The 17,527-nt window shown below is 43.9% G+C and carries 22 protein-coding genes; 6 read left to right on the top strand and 16 right to left on the bottom strand.

Annotated elements, in window-relative coordinates; genetic code table 11:
• Window positions 1-42 precede the first annotated feature (42 nt).
• A complete protein-coding gene (locus ACYVD3_RS27410) occupies window positions 43-912 on the top strand; it encodes a helix-turn-helix domain-containing protein (RefSeq protein ID WP_460645681.1) in 870 nt (289 codons plus the stop codon).
• 221 nt (window positions 913-1,133) lie between these two features.
• Here the strand turns inward: ACYVD3_RS27410 and ACYVD3_RS27415 are convergent, their stop codons facing one another.
• From ACYVD3_RS27415 to ACYVD3_RS27425, 3 genes are all read right to left on the bottom strand, one after another.
• Window positions 1,134-1,988, bottom strand: a complete 855-nt coding sequence (locus ACYVD3_RS27415; protein WP_460645682.1) for a copper amine oxidase N-terminal domain-containing protein — start codon at window positions 1,986-1,988, stop codon at window positions 1,134-1,136.
• A gap of 782 nt (window positions 1,989-2,770) precedes the next feature.
• The gene (locus ACYVD3_RS27420) at window positions 2,771-3,529 is read right to left on the bottom strand and encodes an ABC transporter permease (RefSeq protein ID WP_460645683.1); all 759 of its coding nucleotides are present in this window, start codon (window positions 3,527-3,529) and stop codon (window positions 2,771-2,773) included.
• A complete protein-coding gene (locus ACYVD3_RS27425; RefSeq protein ID WP_460645684.1) occupies window positions 3,526-4,497 on the bottom strand; it encodes an ATP-binding cassette domain-containing protein in 972 nt (323 codons plus the stop codon). The genes ACYVD3_RS27420 and ACYVD3_RS27425 overlap by 4 nt, the downstream gene beginning before the upstream one ends.
• Before the next feature lie 167 nt (window positions 4,498-4,664).
• On the opposite strand from ACYVD3_RS27425, the gene ACYVD3_RS27430 reads away from it, so the two are divergent.
• Together ACYVD3_RS27430 and ACYVD3_RS27435 are read left to right on the top strand one after the other, a co-directional pair.
• Window positions 4,665-5,537: an AraC family transcriptional regulator gene (locus ACYVD3_RS27430; RefSeq protein WP_460645685.1), complete on the top strand. Its 873-nt coding sequence runs from the start codon at window positions 4,665-4,667 to the stop codon at window positions 5,535-5,537.
• 40 nt (window positions 5,538-5,577) lie between these two features.
• Window positions 5,578-6,024, top strand: coding sequence for a hypothetical protein (locus tag ACYVD3_RS27435; protein ID WP_460645686.1), 447 nt, complete (start codon window positions 5,578-5,580; stop codon window positions 6,022-6,024).
• A 71-nt stretch (window positions 6,025-6,095) separates the two neighbouring features.
• Here ACYVD3_RS27435 and ACYVD3_RS27440 read toward each other — a convergent pair whose 3' ends face one another.
• The 9 genes from ACYVD3_RS27440 to ACYVD3_RS27480 form a co-directional block, all read right to left on the bottom strand.
• Entirely contained in the window at window positions 6,096-6,284 is a 189-nt protein-coding gene (locus ACYVD3_RS27440; RefSeq protein ID WP_460645687.1) for a hypothetical protein, read from the bottom strand.
• Entirely contained in the window at window positions 6,281-7,129 is an 849-nt protein-coding gene (locus tag ACYVD3_RS27445) for a prenyltransferase/squalene oxidase repeat-containing protein (RefSeq protein ID WP_460645688.1), read from the bottom strand. Before ACYVD3_RS27445 ends, ACYVD3_RS27440 begins: the two co-directional genes overlap by 4 nt.
• A gap of 72 nt (window positions 7,130-7,201) precedes the next feature.
• Window positions 7,202-8,113: a helix-turn-helix transcriptional regulator gene (locus ACYVD3_RS27450; RefSeq protein ID WP_460645689.1), complete on the bottom strand. Its 912-nt coding sequence runs from the start codon at window positions 8,111-8,113 to the stop codon at window positions 7,202-7,204.
• 222 nt (window positions 8,114-8,335) lie between these two features.
• Window positions 8,336-8,614, bottom strand: a complete 279-nt coding sequence (locus ACYVD3_RS27455) for a hypothetical protein (RefSeq protein WP_460645690.1) — start codon at window positions 8,612-8,614, stop codon at window positions 8,336-8,338.
• Window positions 8,611-10,176 (bottom strand): ABC transporter permease/substrate-binding protein, encoded by a 1,566-nt coding sequence (locus ACYVD3_RS27460; protein ID WP_460645691.1) that lies wholly within the window; start codon window positions 10,174-10,176, stop codon window positions 8,611-8,613. The genes ACYVD3_RS27455 and ACYVD3_RS27460 overlap by 4 nt, the downstream gene beginning before the upstream one ends.
• Window positions 10,173-11,309 carry an ABC transporter ATP-binding protein gene (locus ACYVD3_RS27465; protein ID WP_460645692.1) on the bottom strand — a complete coding sequence of 379 codons (1,137 nt, stop codon included), beginning with the start codon at window positions 11,307-11,309 and terminating at the stop codon, window positions 10,173-10,175. Before ACYVD3_RS27465 ends, ACYVD3_RS27460 begins: the two co-directional genes overlap by 4 nt.
• Window positions 11,310-11,426: 117 nt before the next feature.
• Window positions 11,427-12,065: a cation:proton antiporter regulatory subunit gene (locus ACYVD3_RS27470; protein WP_460645693.1), complete on the bottom strand. Its 639-nt coding sequence runs from the start codon at window positions 12,063-12,065 to the stop codon at window positions 11,427-11,429.
• Between the two features lie 156 nt (window positions 12,066-12,221).
• Entirely contained in the window at window positions 12,222-12,455 is a 234-nt protein-coding gene (locus tag ACYVD3_RS27475) for a hypothetical protein (RefSeq protein ID WP_460645694.1), read from the bottom strand.
• Window position 12,456: 1 nt separating this feature from the next.
• Entirely contained in the window at window positions 12,457-12,618 is a 162-nt protein-coding gene (locus ACYVD3_RS27480; protein ID WP_460645695.1) for a flavodoxin, read from the bottom strand.
• Window positions 12,619-12,908: 290 nt separating this feature from the next.
• Here ACYVD3_RS27480 and ACYVD3_RS27485 point away from each other — a divergent pair, with 290 nt between their 5' ends.
• From ACYVD3_RS27485 to ACYVD3_RS27495, 3 genes are all read left to right on the top strand, one after another.
• Window positions 12,909-13,328 carry a YjdF family protein gene (locus tag ACYVD3_RS27485; protein WP_460645696.1) on the top strand — a complete coding sequence of 140 codons (420 nt, stop codon included), beginning with the start codon at window positions 12,909-12,911 and terminating at the stop codon, window positions 13,326-13,328.
• Window positions 13,329-13,611: 283 nt separating this feature from the next.
• The gene (locus ACYVD3_RS27490) at window positions 13,612-13,842 is read left to right on the top strand and encodes a hypothetical protein (protein WP_460645697.1); all 231 of its coding nucleotides are present in this window, start codon (window positions 13,612-13,614) and stop codon (window positions 13,840-13,842) included.
• Window positions 13,823-14,134, top strand: a complete 312-nt coding sequence (locus ACYVD3_RS27495) for a YbjQ family protein (protein ID WP_460645698.1) — start codon at window positions 13,823-13,825, stop codon at window positions 14,132-14,134. The genes ACYVD3_RS27490 and ACYVD3_RS27495 overlap by 20 nt, the downstream gene beginning before the upstream one ends.
• A gap of 10 nt (window positions 14,135-14,144) precedes the next feature.
• Here the strand turns inward: ACYVD3_RS27495 and ACYVD3_RS27500 are convergent, their stop codons facing one another.
• From ACYVD3_RS27500 to ACYVD3_RS27515, 4 genes are all read right to left on the bottom strand, one after another.
• Entirely contained in the window at window positions 14,145-14,732 is a 588-nt protein-coding gene (locus tag ACYVD3_RS27500) for a helix-turn-helix domain-containing protein (RefSeq protein WP_460645699.1), read from the bottom strand.
• Window positions 14,733-15,079: 347 nt separating this feature from the next.
• Window positions 15,080-15,529 (bottom strand): GNAT family N-acetyltransferase, encoded by a 450-nt coding sequence (locus tag ACYVD3_RS27505; RefSeq protein WP_460645700.1) that lies wholly within the window; start codon window positions 15,527-15,529, stop codon window positions 15,080-15,082.
• 315 nt (window positions 15,530-15,844) lie between these two features.
• A complete protein-coding gene (locus tag ACYVD3_RS27510) occupies window positions 15,845-17,200 on the bottom strand; it encodes a LysM peptidoglycan-binding domain-containing protein (protein WP_460645701.1) in 1,356 nt (451 codons plus the stop codon).
• A 28-nt stretch (window positions 17,201-17,228) separates the two neighbouring features.
• A partial coding sequence (locus tag ACYVD3_RS27515) for a hypothetical protein (RefSeq protein WP_460645702.1) occupies window positions 17,229-17,527 on the bottom strand: 299 nt, incomplete at its 5' end.

Here is a 17,527-nt window from a genome sequence, read left to right on the forward strand (position 1 = left end):
TCTCCCATTGAGGTAAGATAATAACCGCAAGGAGGTGAAGGTATGAAGGAACAAATCGAAGGGGTCCAGCGAATGCAGGATTATATAGGAGATCATCTGTCAGACAGCATTACACTTGCTGATTTATCCCAGGTATCGCTTTTCTCGCCGTGGTATTCCTACCGGCTGTTTGTACAGCATATCAATATGACGCCAGCCGATTATATCAGGCGGCTCAGGCTTTCTAAGTCTGCCATTAAGCTTCGGGATGAAGAATGCAAAGTCATTGATGTTGCACTAGAGCTGGGTTTTGGCAGCGTGGACGGCTACCAGCGTGCATTTTTCCGGGAGTTCGGGCGAAACCCAAAGGAATACGCAAAAAGCCCTGTTCCTCTCTATCTTTTCACGCCTTATGGAGTCAAATATCAAAAGCTCAGAAGGGAGAATACCATGACAACAGTAAGAAATGTGTTTGTACAAGTAATTGAAAAGCCGGCACGAAAGGTACTCATTAAGAGAGGGATAAAAGCCTCCGACTATTTTGCTTATTGCGAAGAGGTGGGCTGCGATGTCTGGGGACTGCTGCAAAGTATTAAGTCCATCAGCGGCGAGCCTGTGTGTATGTGGCTGACTGCAAATTATATCACCCCCGGCACCTCCCAGTACGTCCAGGGCGTTGAGGTGCCGGAATCCTATGACGGAGTCATTCCCAATGGATTTGATGTAATCCGTCTGCCCGCCGCAAAATACCTGATGTTTAAGGGAGAGCCTTTTGCCGAAGAGGATTATTGCCAGGCAATTGAGGAAGTACAGGCTGCAATTAAGAAATATGACCCTGCCGTCATTGATGCAAAGTGGGATAAAACAACCCCCCGCATCCAACTGGAACCCATAGGAACAAGGGGTTACATGGAGCTTTTACCGATTCAATAATTCCGTACAGGGCGGCCATCATAGGCCGCCCTGTGATTTTAGTTGCATCCCAAGCGCTTTTCCTGGCGGTCTGACGGCTGAATCAGGCCGCAGTTTCCCTGACAAAAAAAGAACACAGAATGGCCGTCCTTAGTAAAGCAGTATCGTGAGAGTGAGGACAACCATAAATAGTGTTGTATGTTAATAAATAAATCTAAACGCTTAAAAATGTACCAAACAACTCACACTTTTGGGGGATTCACACCTTTATCATAAACAAAAACCCTGAAAAGAGGTTGGGTTGGTAAACGAAGAACTCGCACATATTGTCCAGTATTTGAATCGAGAAACGTATCTTCTGCTACAGCCGACAGATCCTCGGAAAAATAATCATAGTTTTCCTTTATAAAGCTATCTATTTTCTTCATGCTTTCCTGTGACAGCCGTTGCGATAAAATGTGCAGAAATAACGCTTTTCTATCCTCAAGACTAGCAGTATAAAGTCCACCGTGAAGGCTGTAGTCAATTCTTACGCCTTTTGTTCCATCTTCATAATCAGCCATATTACTAAAATCAGTGTAGCTTTCAGGTACTACAAAGCCGCCTAATACTTTTGTCTTTGAGGTAATCGTAACCGTTTTTGTTGCGGCATTCCAATCTACCGCCGCCTCAAAAGCTTCTGCAATATAATCGACAGGTACGTATACCGTGTCTTGTTCCAGCACTGCTTTTGTGTCCATCTGGCGGTTTTCTTTTGGGGCATTTTCTAAAGAATACTGTAAAACACTGAAATAATACTCGTCATTGCCTACTACAAAAGTAGCCCTTACAATTTCTTCTCCATCAATCTGACGAGAAAAAACAGCTCGTGCGGCAGTTCCGGGAATGCACTCTACTTTTGCACCCAAGGCACTTGCTATAAAACTTGCAGGAACCTGTACTCTGCCATTAGGATCAACATAAGCAGGAGTATCAGAAAAATCCATCTCCCGCCCGTCCACAATAACAGAAACTTTCTCTGCCGCAGCGCTTGCGTTTACTGGAATGCACATAAACATCATAATCATTGCCAAACAAGTTGCCAAAACTTTTTTCATAACATAACCCCTCTTTTCAATTCTTTTTTAAAATTTTCAAAACCTTAGTATATATAAATATGCTGTGATAAAGTTACACATAACTCATGGTTTTGAGATACTTTGGGCCAATGCCCGAAAATTGCTTTATGTAAAACGCTCCAACAGATATACAATATAACTTTATTGCGATTTCAATAACTTCATCTTTTAAGTCTATATTTTTTGCATAACATTATGGCAATCATAGCAAGTACTGTCTGTATCAATGCCCAGTGGAGTATAAGATGCTACATGCTACTAATGCATTTAGTATAGCATGATACAATATACAAAACAAACAATTTTCGTAATATAGCAGACTGACGCTAATGTAAAAGATAGTCCTACCACCGAAATTTTGAAGATAACAAAACTCATATCAGCCTGCATAACTCCTTCAATCAAAAATAATGGCAAATATCAGACAGACCATATCACTGCAACAATTACACAAGCCATTGCAACCGGCATTTTTTTCTCCAGTAATGGTTGTAATTCACCTCTTTAGCCAACTTCCTCTAAGCCGCCGCCTAATATCATTAAAGTTATTGTTAAGATTGCCGTTTGAACCGGAATGCCAAGCGTTCCGTTATCAAATAGAAACGGTAAGCTGATCGTTAAAACTAATGAAAAAAGCATGAAAAAGTACATCTTTACAGGTGCTTTTATTTACTTGCTTACCTGGGTTTGAAGACCCCCCTAAAGTTGATAAAATAAATATTACAAAATAGGAACTTAGTAATTATTATTCGCCATTTATCTTACGCAATTGCCTTGCAGTATACCTTTGTAGCCCAAAAAAGAGTTATTACAGTCAATGGGACAATAACAGCAAAGGCTTTGAAAACCTCGGGGCCGCTAATTGTGCCCCCGGCCAAAACACGGGAAGCCTCTACCGCATAATAAAGCGGATTAATGTGAGCTACGGCTTGCAGCCACTTTGGCCCTAAAGAAATTGGAAGCAACACGCCCGAAAGAAGTGTCAAGGGCAACTCCAATCCTGCCACGAGTGCAGCCATACTGCTAGCTTGCTTTAATATCAGCCCAAGACTTCCCGACCATGCAGATACCATTGCTGTCAACAGGCTCAAAAGCACAAGCATTACAAGCAAGCCGCCTGCATGCACTTTAAAACCAAACAATTGGGCAATGAATATAACTAAAACGGACGGCACAAGAAACGCAACAATATCTCTTAGGATTGTACCCATAAGCAGTGAAAATCGGGATACAGGTGAAACACGTAAACGCTCAATAACTCCCGTCTGCAGTTCGCCAATAACTACGTATCCTGCACCCGTACCTCCAATAAAAGCCAGTAGTGTCAGCACACCGGGGACAAATGCATCTAAAACCGTACCGGTACTTAGCGGTGGAGTGCTCAAGTTTTTTAATAACGGCGAAAATAGAGAGATATACAAAAGCGGTGTAATCAGCCCCATAAACACCCACACTGGTTGTCGAATCGTTTCCAACATTCTACGTTTGAATAACAGCCAGATTTCCAATAAAATTCTCATAATGAAGCCTCCCTTCCCGTATCTCGCAACGATTTGCCTGTTTGTTTTAAAAACACGTCATCCAGCGATGGCTGTGAAAGGGAAACTGATTCCAATTCAACGCCCTTCGCTTTGAGGATATTGAATATTTTAGGCATAGCTATTGCACCGTCCCTGACGTATAGGTTTGTTTTCCCGCCTTCTATGCGTATGTCAAGCACATCTTTATCCTTATCAAATATATGTGCAATATCATCTTGATCATTTTTGGGCTTTATGGATACTACATCACCGGAAATTTCCCTTTTTAATGTTTGAGGCGTTCCTTCTGCCACAATGATCCCCTTGTCCATAATGCAAAGGCGGTCACAAAGCTCGTCGGCCTCCTCAAGGTAATGAGTAGTTAAAAAGACAGTCATTCCGGCGGATTTTAGTTTTCGGATATGTTCCCAGAGGTTGGCGCGGTTTTGCGGGTCAAGTCCGGTCGTCGGCTCGTCTAAAAACAAAACCTCAGGTTTGTGCATAATACCCATTGCAATTTCAAGCCGTCTGCGCTGGCCTCCGGAATAGGTTTTTGCTGATCTGTCAATTATATCGCGTAAGTCCAGTAAATCCATTAAAAATTCCGATTGCTTCTCTACAGCTTTTTTAGTCACACCATAAAGTCTTCCGGATAACATCAAATTTTCACGCCCAGTGGCATTGATGTCTGCACCTCCAAGCTGCCCCACATAGCCGATATACCTGCGTACTTCCTTTGGATTTCTCCTTACGTCAAATTTGCCGATTTTAGCCTCTCCCTCATCAATGGGCAGCAATGTTGTAAGCATACGCAGGCTGGTGGTTTTCCCTGCGCCGTTTGGCCCTAAAAAACCAAAAATTTCGCCGGATTTTACTGATAGGCTTATTCCTTTTACCGCTTCCACGGTTTTCTGATTTCTCCTTCCGTAGAAACTCTTTTTCAAATCTTTAATTTCAATAGCATTCATAAAGAAATTCTCCTCCAAATATTTATTTTAGATAATCCATAAAAGTTGTTCTAATGAATGATAACAAATCTGGTTTTGCGATTCATGATAATTTTTGCGGAGTTTTTATGTTTTGCTTATCACTATTATGATATAATGAAAAAAGTATTTGGACGGGAGGAATGAGCATGGATTATCTTGTATCGCTTGAAAAAGCCATTGAATATATAGAACAGCATTTGGATGAAGAACTATTTTCGGAATGTATTGCGGATGCTGCGGGTTATTCTCTTTACCACCTCACCCATATATTTACGGCTGTTATTGGTGAGCCAATTGGTAGTTATATTCAAAAGCGCAGATTGTCAAATTCATGCAAAAAGTTGCTATATTCAAAAAAGCGTATTATTGATATTGCAATGGAGAGTAGTTTTGGTTCTTCGGAAGCATTTAGCCGTGCATTTAAGTCTGTATATGGTGTTAGTCCAGTTGTTTACCGAAAAAATAATTCAGATATGTATACTGGTTCAAAAAAGATGTTAGACCGGGAATCATTACAGCATCTTGCAGAGGGAATAACGGTTAAACCTTGTATTGTTGAATTAGATAAAATCTTCGTTGCCGGTATCCGTGGGGAAACATCCACTCTGCATAATATATTGCCTGATCTTTGGAACAGTCTGCTTGAAATCTGCAATCAAATACCTGCCCCATCTGACGCACGCCGTTTTGGTATATGTGAAACGGACAGGACAAAAGTAAGCATATCAAAAGATGGTAATGTGTTTTTTTCAGAGATGGTTGGCATAGAAGTCGATAATTTTCAACTTTTACCCAAGAATGTGGATACAAAGATAATTCCAGGCGGACGGTATGCTGTTTTTACACACCAGGGCACAGTGGCAACTCTTTTAAAAACCTATGACTACATTTGGGGTAGCTGGGTTTTATTTACGAAGGAAACGCTGGATGATCGTGAGGATTTTGAGATTTACGATAAACGCTTTCTTGGACCCAAACATAATGATTCACAAATAGACATCTACATTCCAATAAAATAAATCTATCAGACAGAACAATGTTGCCATGTAAGGAGAAATTATGGACAGAGAAGAATTAATAAATATGTTATCAACAACTTTATTATGGGAAGTCATTTCCGCCAGGATTGAAGAACTTGACCAAATTCCCATGATACTGAGAAATATTGGTCATATAACGCCTGATGAAATAGCAAAAATAAATAAATCCGAAATTCTTGATTCCGAATCTTTTGATGTTATAAGATTTGAAAAACTTACAGAAAAAATTCTAATTACCTTTGAAATGCCATTTATCTTATCCCTTTGGAGTGATAAGGAACAAATATTTAGGGTAACAGCTATTGCATCAGGTAAATGTATGATTCCGGATATTGAAAAATATGATTGGAAAAGCAGGGAGTTTGAGAATATGGACAAAGAAGGTTTATTATTAAACAAAGAACTTGTAGATCTGTTGGAATTAAATTACCCCAATGTTGAATACGACGATGTGAATGCCATATAGCATAATTGTACTTCAATATGATTAGAAAATTATACGAATAACACAACATCAACCCCGCGTAAATCATTGGTTTACGCGGGTTTTTTACTTTTTGAAGCTATTGATACGCCTTGTGGCAGGAAAAAATTCAAAAAAGGCTTTGGAATTGCCATTGTTTTTACAGCAAATCCGGTTTCCGGTTTATTTAACTCCGAACAGATATAGGTCCCCTCCCAGTCTCCATAATCTTCTGAGAGGAATACAAGGACTACTTTCTTCATGTGGGTCTTGCCTCCTTATTTAGGTTCTCTAAAATTTCATGATACCGTTTTGTCGCCAATTCGCTTGGTTTCCCTTTTTTACAGAAAGAAAGCTTCCCTAATTTTGGAACGACCCGTTCCACCACGATCCTGTTGTCAACGGTTTTTGATTTCAGGGTTTCCACTGCTTCTAAAAAACGGCTGTCATTTCTTGCCTTGGTGTAAAAAGATAAAACATAGACATATTTAAACAGGTTATAATTGCGGAATGGATATTCTACCTTCATAAACAACGTCCCTATTCCATAATGGCAGGGACCTATGGGCTTCCTGACCAGCCAATGGTCAAGCAGAAAATCCACTGCCCGGTCAAGGGCCGGCTCCTTATCCAGATGACCGGTAAAACGAAATGCGTCCAGCACATTCAGCGTAGGCAGCGGATTGGAATACTCTGTTTCCGGCCCATGTCCAAATGAAAACTTATTGCAGCGCCAGCCGCCGTCAGCATACTGGGTGTCTAAAAGGTGCTGAAAGGTCTTTTCCATTCTGCTGTCAAAAGCATATCCCATGTGACAAAGCACATGGGCGGCAATCGCCGTCTGACAGGGGTAAATTCCGCCTGCAGGATATATCTTGAAACGCCCGTCTTTTTGCCATGTGCTGAAAATCAAATCAGCAGCCTCTTTTAAAACCGGTTCCTCGGGGGACATCCCAAGCTCCAGCAAATAAAGCACACTATCAAAGGTAGAAAACGGAGAGCCCTTTAACAGCCGTTTGTCTGCCGTGGCCCAAAGGTCCGCCCCATTGTCATGCCTGTGTGATATGATCGCTTCAACATCTGATAAATATTGCATTTCTACCGCCATCTCCTATTCCTCCATAAAGTAAAAACACATGCTGCATTCCCTATTATAGAGCAAAAACATGACAACAGGGTGTCATGTTTCATATTGATTTTGTGCCTGTTTTAAAAATAATTTCATTTCATTACGCAAGGTGTCCGGTGAAATGATCTCTGCTCTGTCCCCAAAACCTGCAAATGTGCTGATTACCCATTCCGGACGCTCCGTTTGAAAAGAAACAAATATATCACGGTTTACCTTTTTCATATTCTCTGTTCCAAAAAAGTCAACGGCAAGGAATTCCAGGGATTCGTCCATTCTGACTGTGACACTCACTCCCCTGCCATTTGAAAAATCGCTTTGCAAGGGCGGAATGGTATAGTCCTCCCGTTCGTCAAAGAGTTCTTCACTTATATGCAGGTTCGTCATTCTGTTCACTTTAAAGATGCGGAAATCTTCCTTATATCTGCAATATGCGAAAAGATACCAGTTTTCCTGTTTGAAGATCAGCTTATAAGGTTCAACGCTTCTGTGGTAATAACCCCTTCCGCCGTAGTATTCCATTTCAAGGAGCCGATGACCGGCAATGGACGTCCGGATCGTCTTGATCTTCTCAGTGATGGCACTGTTATGGTTCCACGATGTAAAGTCAATGATAATGTCATTTTCCAGCAACATCTTATCCCCTTGGCTGAAACGCAGTTTCGCAAGAAGGGTCTTTATTTTTGCACTGTCATCAATGCTGGCCAATCCCTGTATTCCTGCAAGGATAACACTCATATCTTCTTTATTAAGGGCAGTTTTGCTATATCTGAAATCCGGCAACAGAGACACGCCGCCGCCTATTCCCTGCTGTGAAATCACCGGAAACCCGGCACTTGACAAATCCAATAAGTCACGATGGATGGTGCGGACAGATACTTCAAAATAATCCGCCAGCTCCTTTGCCGTGACTTTTTCTCTTTCCAAAAGAATGCACAATATTCCAAACATGCGGTTGCTTTTCATAGGGTTCACCTCCCGTATATTATAAGGAAATAAGACATTTTATGTCAAGTTTTATTTATTCTATTATCTGATCATCCACGCCTGCCCTTGTGATCAATGGAATCGTAGTTTCCTATGGCAATATCCTGAAAAAAACAGAAGGTGATCCCATGGATAAAAAGAAAAACGCCGGCAAGGTTTCCCTTAACGGCATTTGACCATTATCCTTTAATCATTAATCATTTACTCATTTATAAAAACCCGGGCCATATGAACGAGAAGCCCCAGGGTGCGCAGAAAAAGTACGCCCCCTGCAATCCAATAGACCCAGGAAAGGTTCAAAAATCCCAGCAGCCATAAGAATAACATCACAACGGCGGCATCCCGCAAATACTCTCCAAACAGAAAACCGATTTGCTCCTCCCTTGGCGACAGAGACAGCTCAGGATTTATGAGCCAGCGCCACTTAGGAGAAGAAAACACAAAAGAAAGAAAAGCAAAAAGCAGGATTCCATACATCATGATATCAATCCCTTCTCCTTCAGAAACTCTTTCGCCACATCAGCGGGGGACTGCTGCAATTCATCTACCTTGTAGTTCAGTTCAATCATAACATCATTGGTTAAAACCGGCCCCAGCTCTTCCACGATCCCGGCAATTTCCGGGCATTCCTCCAGAGCTTCCGCCCTGACAACAGGAATCGCATAATAAGGCGGGAAAAATCCCTTATCATCTTCCAGGGTTTTTAAGTCGAATTTTTTAAGAAGTCCGTCGGTGGAAAAGGCATCAATGACATTGATTTCACCGCTTTTTAAAGCCGTGTACCGGGGCGCAGCGTCTAACGTCAGACGTTTTCCCATCTGAAAGCCATATGCTTTCTGCAGCCCGGACATTCCATCCTCCCGGTTGGAAAACTCAAAGGTAGTACCGGATACAAGGGTCCCCGCTATTCCGGCCAGATCACTGATCTTATTCAGGTTATGTTTCTCTGCCATTTCCTGGGTCACGGCCAGTGTATAAGTATTATTAAAGCTCATCTGCTTAAGCACTTCCAGATTAAGCTGCTCTTTATACTCTTTCTTCACGGTCTGATATACCTGCTCCATATCACTGATGGGCGGATGCTTTAAGACATCACTGTAGGAGGTTCCGGTGTAATCAACATAAAGGTCAATGTCTCCGGTCTTTATTGCTGAGAAACATACCTGTGACCCGCCAAGGCTCAGCTTTCTGTTTACGGTGATATCGGTTCTGTCTTCGATCAGATCCGCCACCATATTTCCAAGGATCTCCTGTTCCGTAAAATCCTTGGACCCTACGGATAGGGTACGTGTATTTCCTGATACAGTGCCAACGGATGTGAAAAGAAATATGACAGCAACGAGCCCAGAGGCCGCTGCCAGCATTGCCTTTTGTGCTTTCCGTCTTTTTACCTTAACAGAACTGTCTCCCTTCTGAAGGCTGACCGGCGTTACCAGCTTCTCAACCAGGCCCAGCAGAAAGTCTACCATGAGCGCCAATAAACAGGCAGGAATGGCACCTGCCAGGATCTGATTGTTATTCACCGTACGTATGCCGGAAAAAACCAGGTATCCCAGGCCGCCTGCACCAATAAACGCAGCCATGGTCATCAGCCCCACCGCCGTTACGGAGGCGATCCTTACTCCTGCCATGATGACTGGAAGAGCAAGGGGAATCTGCACCTTTGTCAGCACCTGAAACGGCGTCAGACCGATTCCTCTGGCAGCCTCCAGGGTCTGGGGATTGATATTTTCAATTCCTGTATAGGTGTTTTTTATAATGGGAAGCAGGGAATAAAGAACAACTGCAACAATCGCCGGAATGATGCCGATTCCCAGCAATGGGATCAGAAAGCCAAGAAGAGCCATACTGGGAACGGCCTGAATCACATTTGCCACTGATAAAACCGGTTTGCTGGCTTTTGCCGCGTAGGAAATAAAAATACCAAGGGGGACTCCGATGAGAATCGCCAGACCCACCGATACGGCGGTCAGCTTCAGATGTTCGATCAACAATGACAAGATCTGGGAATAATTGCTTATGATATAATTCCAAAAATTCATTCTGTCTCTCCTCCTTCATAGTCAAAATATTGCTGACTCAGGGTCGTCACCAGACTGCTCCGCGTAATGAGCCCCTTAAGACGCCTTTGGTCATCCACTACAGGAACCGTAGACACCTGGTTTTCGGTCACTATTTTCAATGCGTCCAGAATACACTGTTCCGGTAAAAGGGTAGGAAAGTCCTCATACATATATTGTTCTGCCAACTGGGTTCTGTCTTCCACGCCTCTTAATCGGCTGGCTTTGACAATTCCGGCCAAACGTTTGCTGTCCCGTTCCACCACCAGCAGGCTGTCGACTTTGTTCCTACGCATCTTTTCAATGCATTTCAGCACAGATAAGTCTTTGCCCGCAGTGACCGGCTCTTCGATCATGATGTCGGATACCTTGATGTATTCCGGCGAGGACCAGATCCTGTTTTTTCCTACGAAGTTTGAGACAAATTCATCCACCGGATTGTTCAGGATATGTTCCGGCGTATCATACTGCAGAATATCCCCATCTTTCATGATACAGATCATATCCGCAATTTTAACGGCTTCGTCCATATCATGAGTCACAAAAACAATGGTCTTTTTCAGCTTTGCATGGAGCTGTACCAGTTCATCCTGAAGATCCGATCTGGTCATAGGGTCCAGAGCTGAAAACGGCTCATCCATCAGGATAATGTTAGGATCAATGGCAAAGGCTCTGGCAACGCCGATCCGCTGCTGCTGCCCCCCGCTAAGCTCCGTTGGATAGCGGTGCAAAAATTCATCACAGTCAAGTCCTACCATCTGCATCAGCTTCCTTGTATTGTCCTCAACGTCCTTGTCTGGCATCTTTTCCAGCCTTGGGATCAGTTCAATATTTTCCTTGACCGTCATATGGGGAAACAGGCCCGTCTGCTGGATCACATATCCGATTTTTCTCCTCAGGGCCACTTCATCCATACTTGCAATACTTTTATCATCAATGTAAATCGTACCCGATGTGGGCTTGATCAGCCGGTTGACCATTTTTAACAGTGTCGTCTTCCCGCAGCCGCTCTCACCAATAATAGCTACCAGGTCGCCGCTCTTTATCGTAAATGTAATTTGGTTCAGAACCTGTTTTGTCTTATAACGTTTTGAAATACATTCAAATTGTATCATATTTCTCCCTCCTTTTTAACAAAGTAACAACTTCATTATATTACAAAGTTGTTACTTTGTCAAATTTCAGAAAAAGACGCCTGAAGCAATCTGGCTTCAAGCGTCATCATAAAACTGCTATTTGGAGGAGTATAAAAATTCTTTTACCCGATCCGGGGTGTCATCCTGTGTTATAAAATAAATGGTATCATTTTCCGAAAGAGCAACGTATGGCCCGGGGGATTTTATGACAGTATCATTTCTGCTGACTGCGATCACAGTGGCCCCGGTACGCTGCCAGAATTGGATTTCCGTTACGGTCTTATTTAAATGAGCGCATTCGCTGGTAATCCGTATCTCAAAGGGCATAAACGGGTTCATTGACCGGAAATGGACCGAAGCCTCGATCAGATCCTTCAGGCAGTCATTTAAATATTCCATTTCCTGTTTTTGACGGCTGACGCTTTTTAAAAGATTCTCCTTGATGGTATCAATGGTCTGCCGTTTGCCGTTTTGCCTAATGTAATCCGCCGCTTTTTTCTGGGATTTAATGATGATCCCATTGCCCTTTTCCGAGGATACGATCCCCAGATCGCTGAGTATACAGATCGCCCGCCGGGCAGTCTCCGGAGATACGCTGTACTGGCTGGCAAGAGAGGAACGGGCGTAAATTTTCTCACCTTCCTCATATTCCCCATTGGCGATCCGGGCTGCCACCTCTGCCGCAATTTGCTGATAACGGGGAATCGCGGTTTTATGCTTTGACTCTATGTCCATGTAAATCACGTTTCCTTTGCCTGATTATAGTATAAAACAACATCAGTATAGCCTAAAACCCGGCACAGTGCAAGATGAGGACCTTAAAAACTCCTGTGCCAGAATCTGGGAAACGGAAATTATATGGGAGTAAAAGTTGACCGCCTGCAGTTTTTATCACCTTTTCAAAAGCCCCAGCCACACACTGCCGCCTTCCCTGACTTCGGCATCTTTAAGCTCAAAGCCAACAGGCCGGTCAACAGCCCTGATAGCAGTAATATGGATCTTTGACGAATGCAATGTTGTAAAACCTCTCCTGCCCTTCCGCCTTCCGGCGTATCCATATAGGAGCCCATGATCTTGCCGTCCATGGAAGTCATCATGTGACAAAAAAATATAAGGTCTGTTCATTTTATTTCTCCCGCTGTCCCTGATCCACCACGGCATCATAATCTCCGGTGTAGGGTATGACGGTTTGTATTTCGGCTATGTCACAGTCCAGTGCTTCCCTGATGTGTTCGGCAATGTTTCGAGTGTTGCCTCCGTAAGAATAATAAAGAATTAACGTTTTCATAATCTTTCCCTTTCCTAAATGATTGACATGCCAGCAGCTAAGTCCCACGTTTAAGACTTTCCACCGGTTCTGTTCCTGCATTTTCTCGTATTGACAAAAAGAACAGGAGGTGATAGCTTTATCTTACAACTTACAGCAAACTGTAAGTCAACAGATATTTTAAATTTTTTTATAAAATGCAAAGATAAAAACACAGTTCCGGTCGGTAGTCCGGACGCAGCGCAAGCTGTCAGTAACCTGCCTCCTTGGTTGTCCGTTCTTTGCAAGGCACATAAAAGGAGGGTATTACTATGAGAAAGACTTGTTCCAGGCTGACGGTATTATTTGAGAACCCCTTTTGGGTTGGCATCTGTGAGCGTGAATACGAAAGCAGATACGAGGTCTGCAAAATCACCTTTGGAGCAGAACCCAAGGACTATGACGTCTACGATTTCATACTCAAAAACTACCATAAGCTCCGGTTTAGTCCATCTCTGGAAACAGCAGCAATGACTGAAAAGCGCATAAATCCCAAGAGAATGCGGAGAGAAATTAACAAACACCTGCAAAATACCGGGATCGGAACAAAGGCCCAGCAGGCTTTGAAGCTTCAGCAGGAGCAGGTAAAATCGGAACGCAGATCCCATTCCAGAATGCAGAGTGAAGCGGAGAAAGAGCGCCAGTTTGAACTGCGGAAGGAAAAACGCAAGGAAAAGCACAGGGGGCATTGACCTCCCTGTGCTTTTCTGCTTCCTCCCTTGCCGGACGCTGCCATTGTAAATATTGGGGTCAATGATTTGACCATATTGTTTTCCGTCACCTTTTTAGTCATGCATTGGGCAGTAACAGGATACACCTTGGCTTTAAGTATCGCCGTTCCGTTTTCAGTTTCCTTGGGCTGGCCGCTGCTACGAAATCCGGTCTGCAAAAAAACATGCATACATATTTTTTATGCTTTATGCAGAAACTTTTTATACTACCAAAAATATTGCATGAAGACCTGAGGATGAATACATGAAGCTGCACAGAAAGAAAATCATTGCACCTCTTGTAATAACCATACTCCTTGTTATCTATTACATGGGTTTTTCAGCCGCATGTATTTTAATCAAGGGACTGCCTCTTGCAGTTAGGCTGCCTGGCACCATAATCCCCTTATTATTAGCAGGAGGATGCATCTATGTACTTGTGGAACGAATCAGGGAAATAAGGAGCGGTGAAGAAGATGATCTTAGTAACTACTGATTACATTACGGGAAAAGAACTGGAAATGCTGGGAATGGTAAAAGGCAGTACGATCCAGTCGAAAAATATCGGCAAGGACATTACCCAGGGGTTAAAGTCCCTGGTAGGCGGGGAACTGAAATCCTATGCAGATATGATGAACGAAGCCAGAGCCCTTGCAACAAAACGCATGACAGAGGAAGCCGGAGCCTTACACGCTGACGGGATCGTGGCCATCCGCTATGCCTCCTCCTCTGTGATGCAGGGAGCCGCGGAAGTCATTGCTTACGGGACTGCGGTAAAGTTCCGATGAACATCCGGCCTTACTTTAATAATTGATACTGCAGTCCGCAATCCGTACTGTACCATATCAGCATTCCATGCCCTCTTCTTGGAATGCGCACATTTAAATTCCATTCAGGATATTGCTTGATTATCTGGATACGGTCGCCTGAAGCCAGAGCAACAAAGGAAATGTAATGCTCTTTATCCATGGGATGCTCACTGGTGATATACCAGTCATCTTCTATCGCCTGAACAGACAGCCGTTCGCTCTCTTCCGCTTTTTTCAAAGCCTGGGCCTCCAGCTTCTTGCCGCAGCATGAGACTTCCGCCTCTCCTGTGCAGAGAGTTATATTCTGGCATATGGGACAGACAAAATATTTCGTATTTTTCATATTACCTCCTACAAAATTGTTAGGCGTCATATCGCCGGACAATAAATTCATGATATCAATTCCCAGAAGCTGGGAAAGCTCCGGAATAAGGGAAATATCAGGCATACCCAGACCCCGTTCCCATTTGGAAACGGTTTTATCGCTAAGATTCATTTTATCCGCAAGCTGCTTCTGTGTCATACGGTGTTCCAGACGCAGGGCGCGGATTATGCTTCCTACTTTACTGTTTTGCATGTTTTACCTCCATATCCGGAATTAAAAATCCAGTTCCTTTGTTCCGTTTTTCATTTATTATTTATTACTTCTTCTGCTGCTTTACCAGCCATAATTCCAACAGCGTATTTACATCGTCAAAAAATTCACGTTCTGTCTGTGTTTCCTTTTTTTATTTCTTCAATTACTTCAAAAGAAAATTGGGCTTCCCGGATTCCGCCGCAGATACTCCTGTACAGCCTTCTCCCTACACAGTATTGTAATTGTTCGTCATAAACTTTTCAATCTACGCTCCGTAGAGTTCCCCCTATGACGATATCCTTTCCGGAAAAAACCATGCCTCTGGGGTGACGGCTTTCATCCCTGGACTAATATTTCTTCATCACATAATTTGTCAAAAGGATGCCTTTCCGATCAACCTGCTGTTCCTTTAAAACCTGGTACCCTCGGGCTTCAAAAAATGGCTTCCCAGTTATGGAAGCATGTGTTGTAATAGGACCGGCGGGAAATCTGGCCTCCAGTCTGTCGCAAAGGGCCGTTGCAATTCCCTGTCCCTGATAGTCCTTGTGGACATAGAGGCGGTCAAGATAACCCGTATGGTCAATATCCCCGAATCCGGTGATCATACCGTTCTTCTCAGCCACAAGGGTATAATGCTCCAAAAAGGAGCGGTTCCAGGCCTCTGTATCCATGTCTTCTGCCGCCCATGCATTGAGCTGCTCCTTTGTATAGTCTACGCTGCATACTCCATGGACCGAAGCAAAAAAAAGCGCTGCCATTTCCTTAATATCCTCTGAATTATATTTTCTGATTATCATTTTCTCCCCCACTTATTCGTTGGTTTATGATGGTCTGCCCGGACGGCACCGAAAATCTATTGCGGATGTTTATGAGTATTTTACCACAAATGATTTCCGCCTGCCACCGGTTCAGCAAACCTGGCCATTTTCCAGGGAAAAAGGAAACAAGACAGAAATTTTGAAAATAATTACGATGATAATGATTTTTTATAATAAAAAAAGTCCGTGCTTCTTCTCTGCCGAAAGAAAACACGAACTTTTTCAGGCGAATCACGGATGGTATCCCAAAAGACATACACTGTCTTTTGGGATATTCTCGTTTTTTACCTGGTACTAACTGAAATACTGTCCGAATTGCTGTACGATCCCCCGTGTCATGACATCAGCCATTTCCTGAGCTTCCCTCTCAATGTCCGCAAATACGGTGACGCCATTCTCAAAATTCTGCGTCAGGATGTCATTTGCCTCTGCCTTTGTCATTGCCAGGTGGTCATAGAGCATCTCCTGCCAGTCATCCATCGACCAGTTGGGATTGATATTTGCAAGGAACGCTGCGATCTGATCTGCGTTTTCGTACCAGCGTTTTTCCGCATCTGAGGCAGCATCTACATTGCCTTCCTTCATCGCCATAACAAGCTCATTGGCGGTAGTAAGATGGGTTGTCAGCAGCTCCGCAAAGTTTGCAGCATTATCCGGCCCATAGAACGTAACCAATACTTCCTCGAAATCCTCAGGATTCTGCAGAAGACGATTTGTTACAACGTTCACATCCGGAAGGTCAAAAGCTACGCTTTCAATAACCATTCTCGTCCAGTATACATGCTGTAGCCATAAAAGCCGCAGATAGTTATTTAAATTTTGTTCCGCCTCAGTGATACACATGGGGACGGGCGGCTGAGGTTGAGGCTGTGGCTGTGGCTGTGGTTGGGGCTGAGGCTGCGGTTGAGGCTGCGGTTGGGGCTGAGGCTGAGGCTGTGGTTGGGGACGGGGGCTCGGGCAAACGGTTGGCAGCCTCTGTCCATATGGAATACAAATCACTTGACCAATAAACAGATTTGTTGGATTAAGACCTGGATTTACAGCCATGATTGCTTCAACGGTGGTCTGGAAACGCTGTGCAATAAGCCAAAGGGTATCGTCAGCTTCAATAATATAGGAATGCAATCCTCCAGGGCAGGGTCTCTCATTACTACCGCCTCTCCGCTCTTCCTCATTGCGGGGCCGGTTACGTGGTCTTTCAGGCACATTTCGATTTGTTCCCCGTGGAATACAGATTACCTGGCCAACAAACAGATTATTGGGAGTTACACCCGGATTCGCCTCCATAATCGCCTCTACAGTAGTAAAATGGCGTTGTGAAATAAGCCAAAGCGTGTCTTCGGCCTGAATCGTGTAGGGATATGATCCATCGGGACAGCGGTTCATTCTGTTTCTGCGCCTCCGGTTCTCCTCAATTAAGCCTTGAGCCTGAGTCTGGGACTGGGTCTGAGGCTGGATTTGGGTCTGGGGCTGGGCCTGGGAAGGTATATTGCGGTTTCCGCCTGACTGGGGAATACAGATCACTTGACCAATAAACAGACGATTGGCGTTTATGCCTGGATTCGCCTCCATAATTTCATCAACAGCAATGGAATGACGTTGTGAAATAAGCCATAAAGTATCACCGGCTTGAATTGTATAGGACTGCATCCCTCCTGAGCAATTGTTCATACCGTTGCTAAGATCCAGTTCTCCCTGAACTGGGGGCTGCATCATAGGTTGTGTCCGGGGCTGCGTCATTGGCTGCGCTATGGGTTGTGTCTGAGGCTGCGTTGTGGGCTGCGTCATCGGCTGCGTCTGGGGCTGCGTTGTGGGCTGTGTCCGGGGCTGAGTCATGGGTTGTGTCTGGGGCTGTGTCATGGGCTGCGTCTGAGGTTGTGCCTGGGGTTGCGTTTGAGGCTGTGTCATGGGTTGCGTCATCGGCTGCGTCTGGGGCTGTGTCATCGGCTGCGTTTGAGGCTGAGTCATTGGCTGCGT

Source organism: Lacrimispora brassicae (assembly GCF_054772055.1).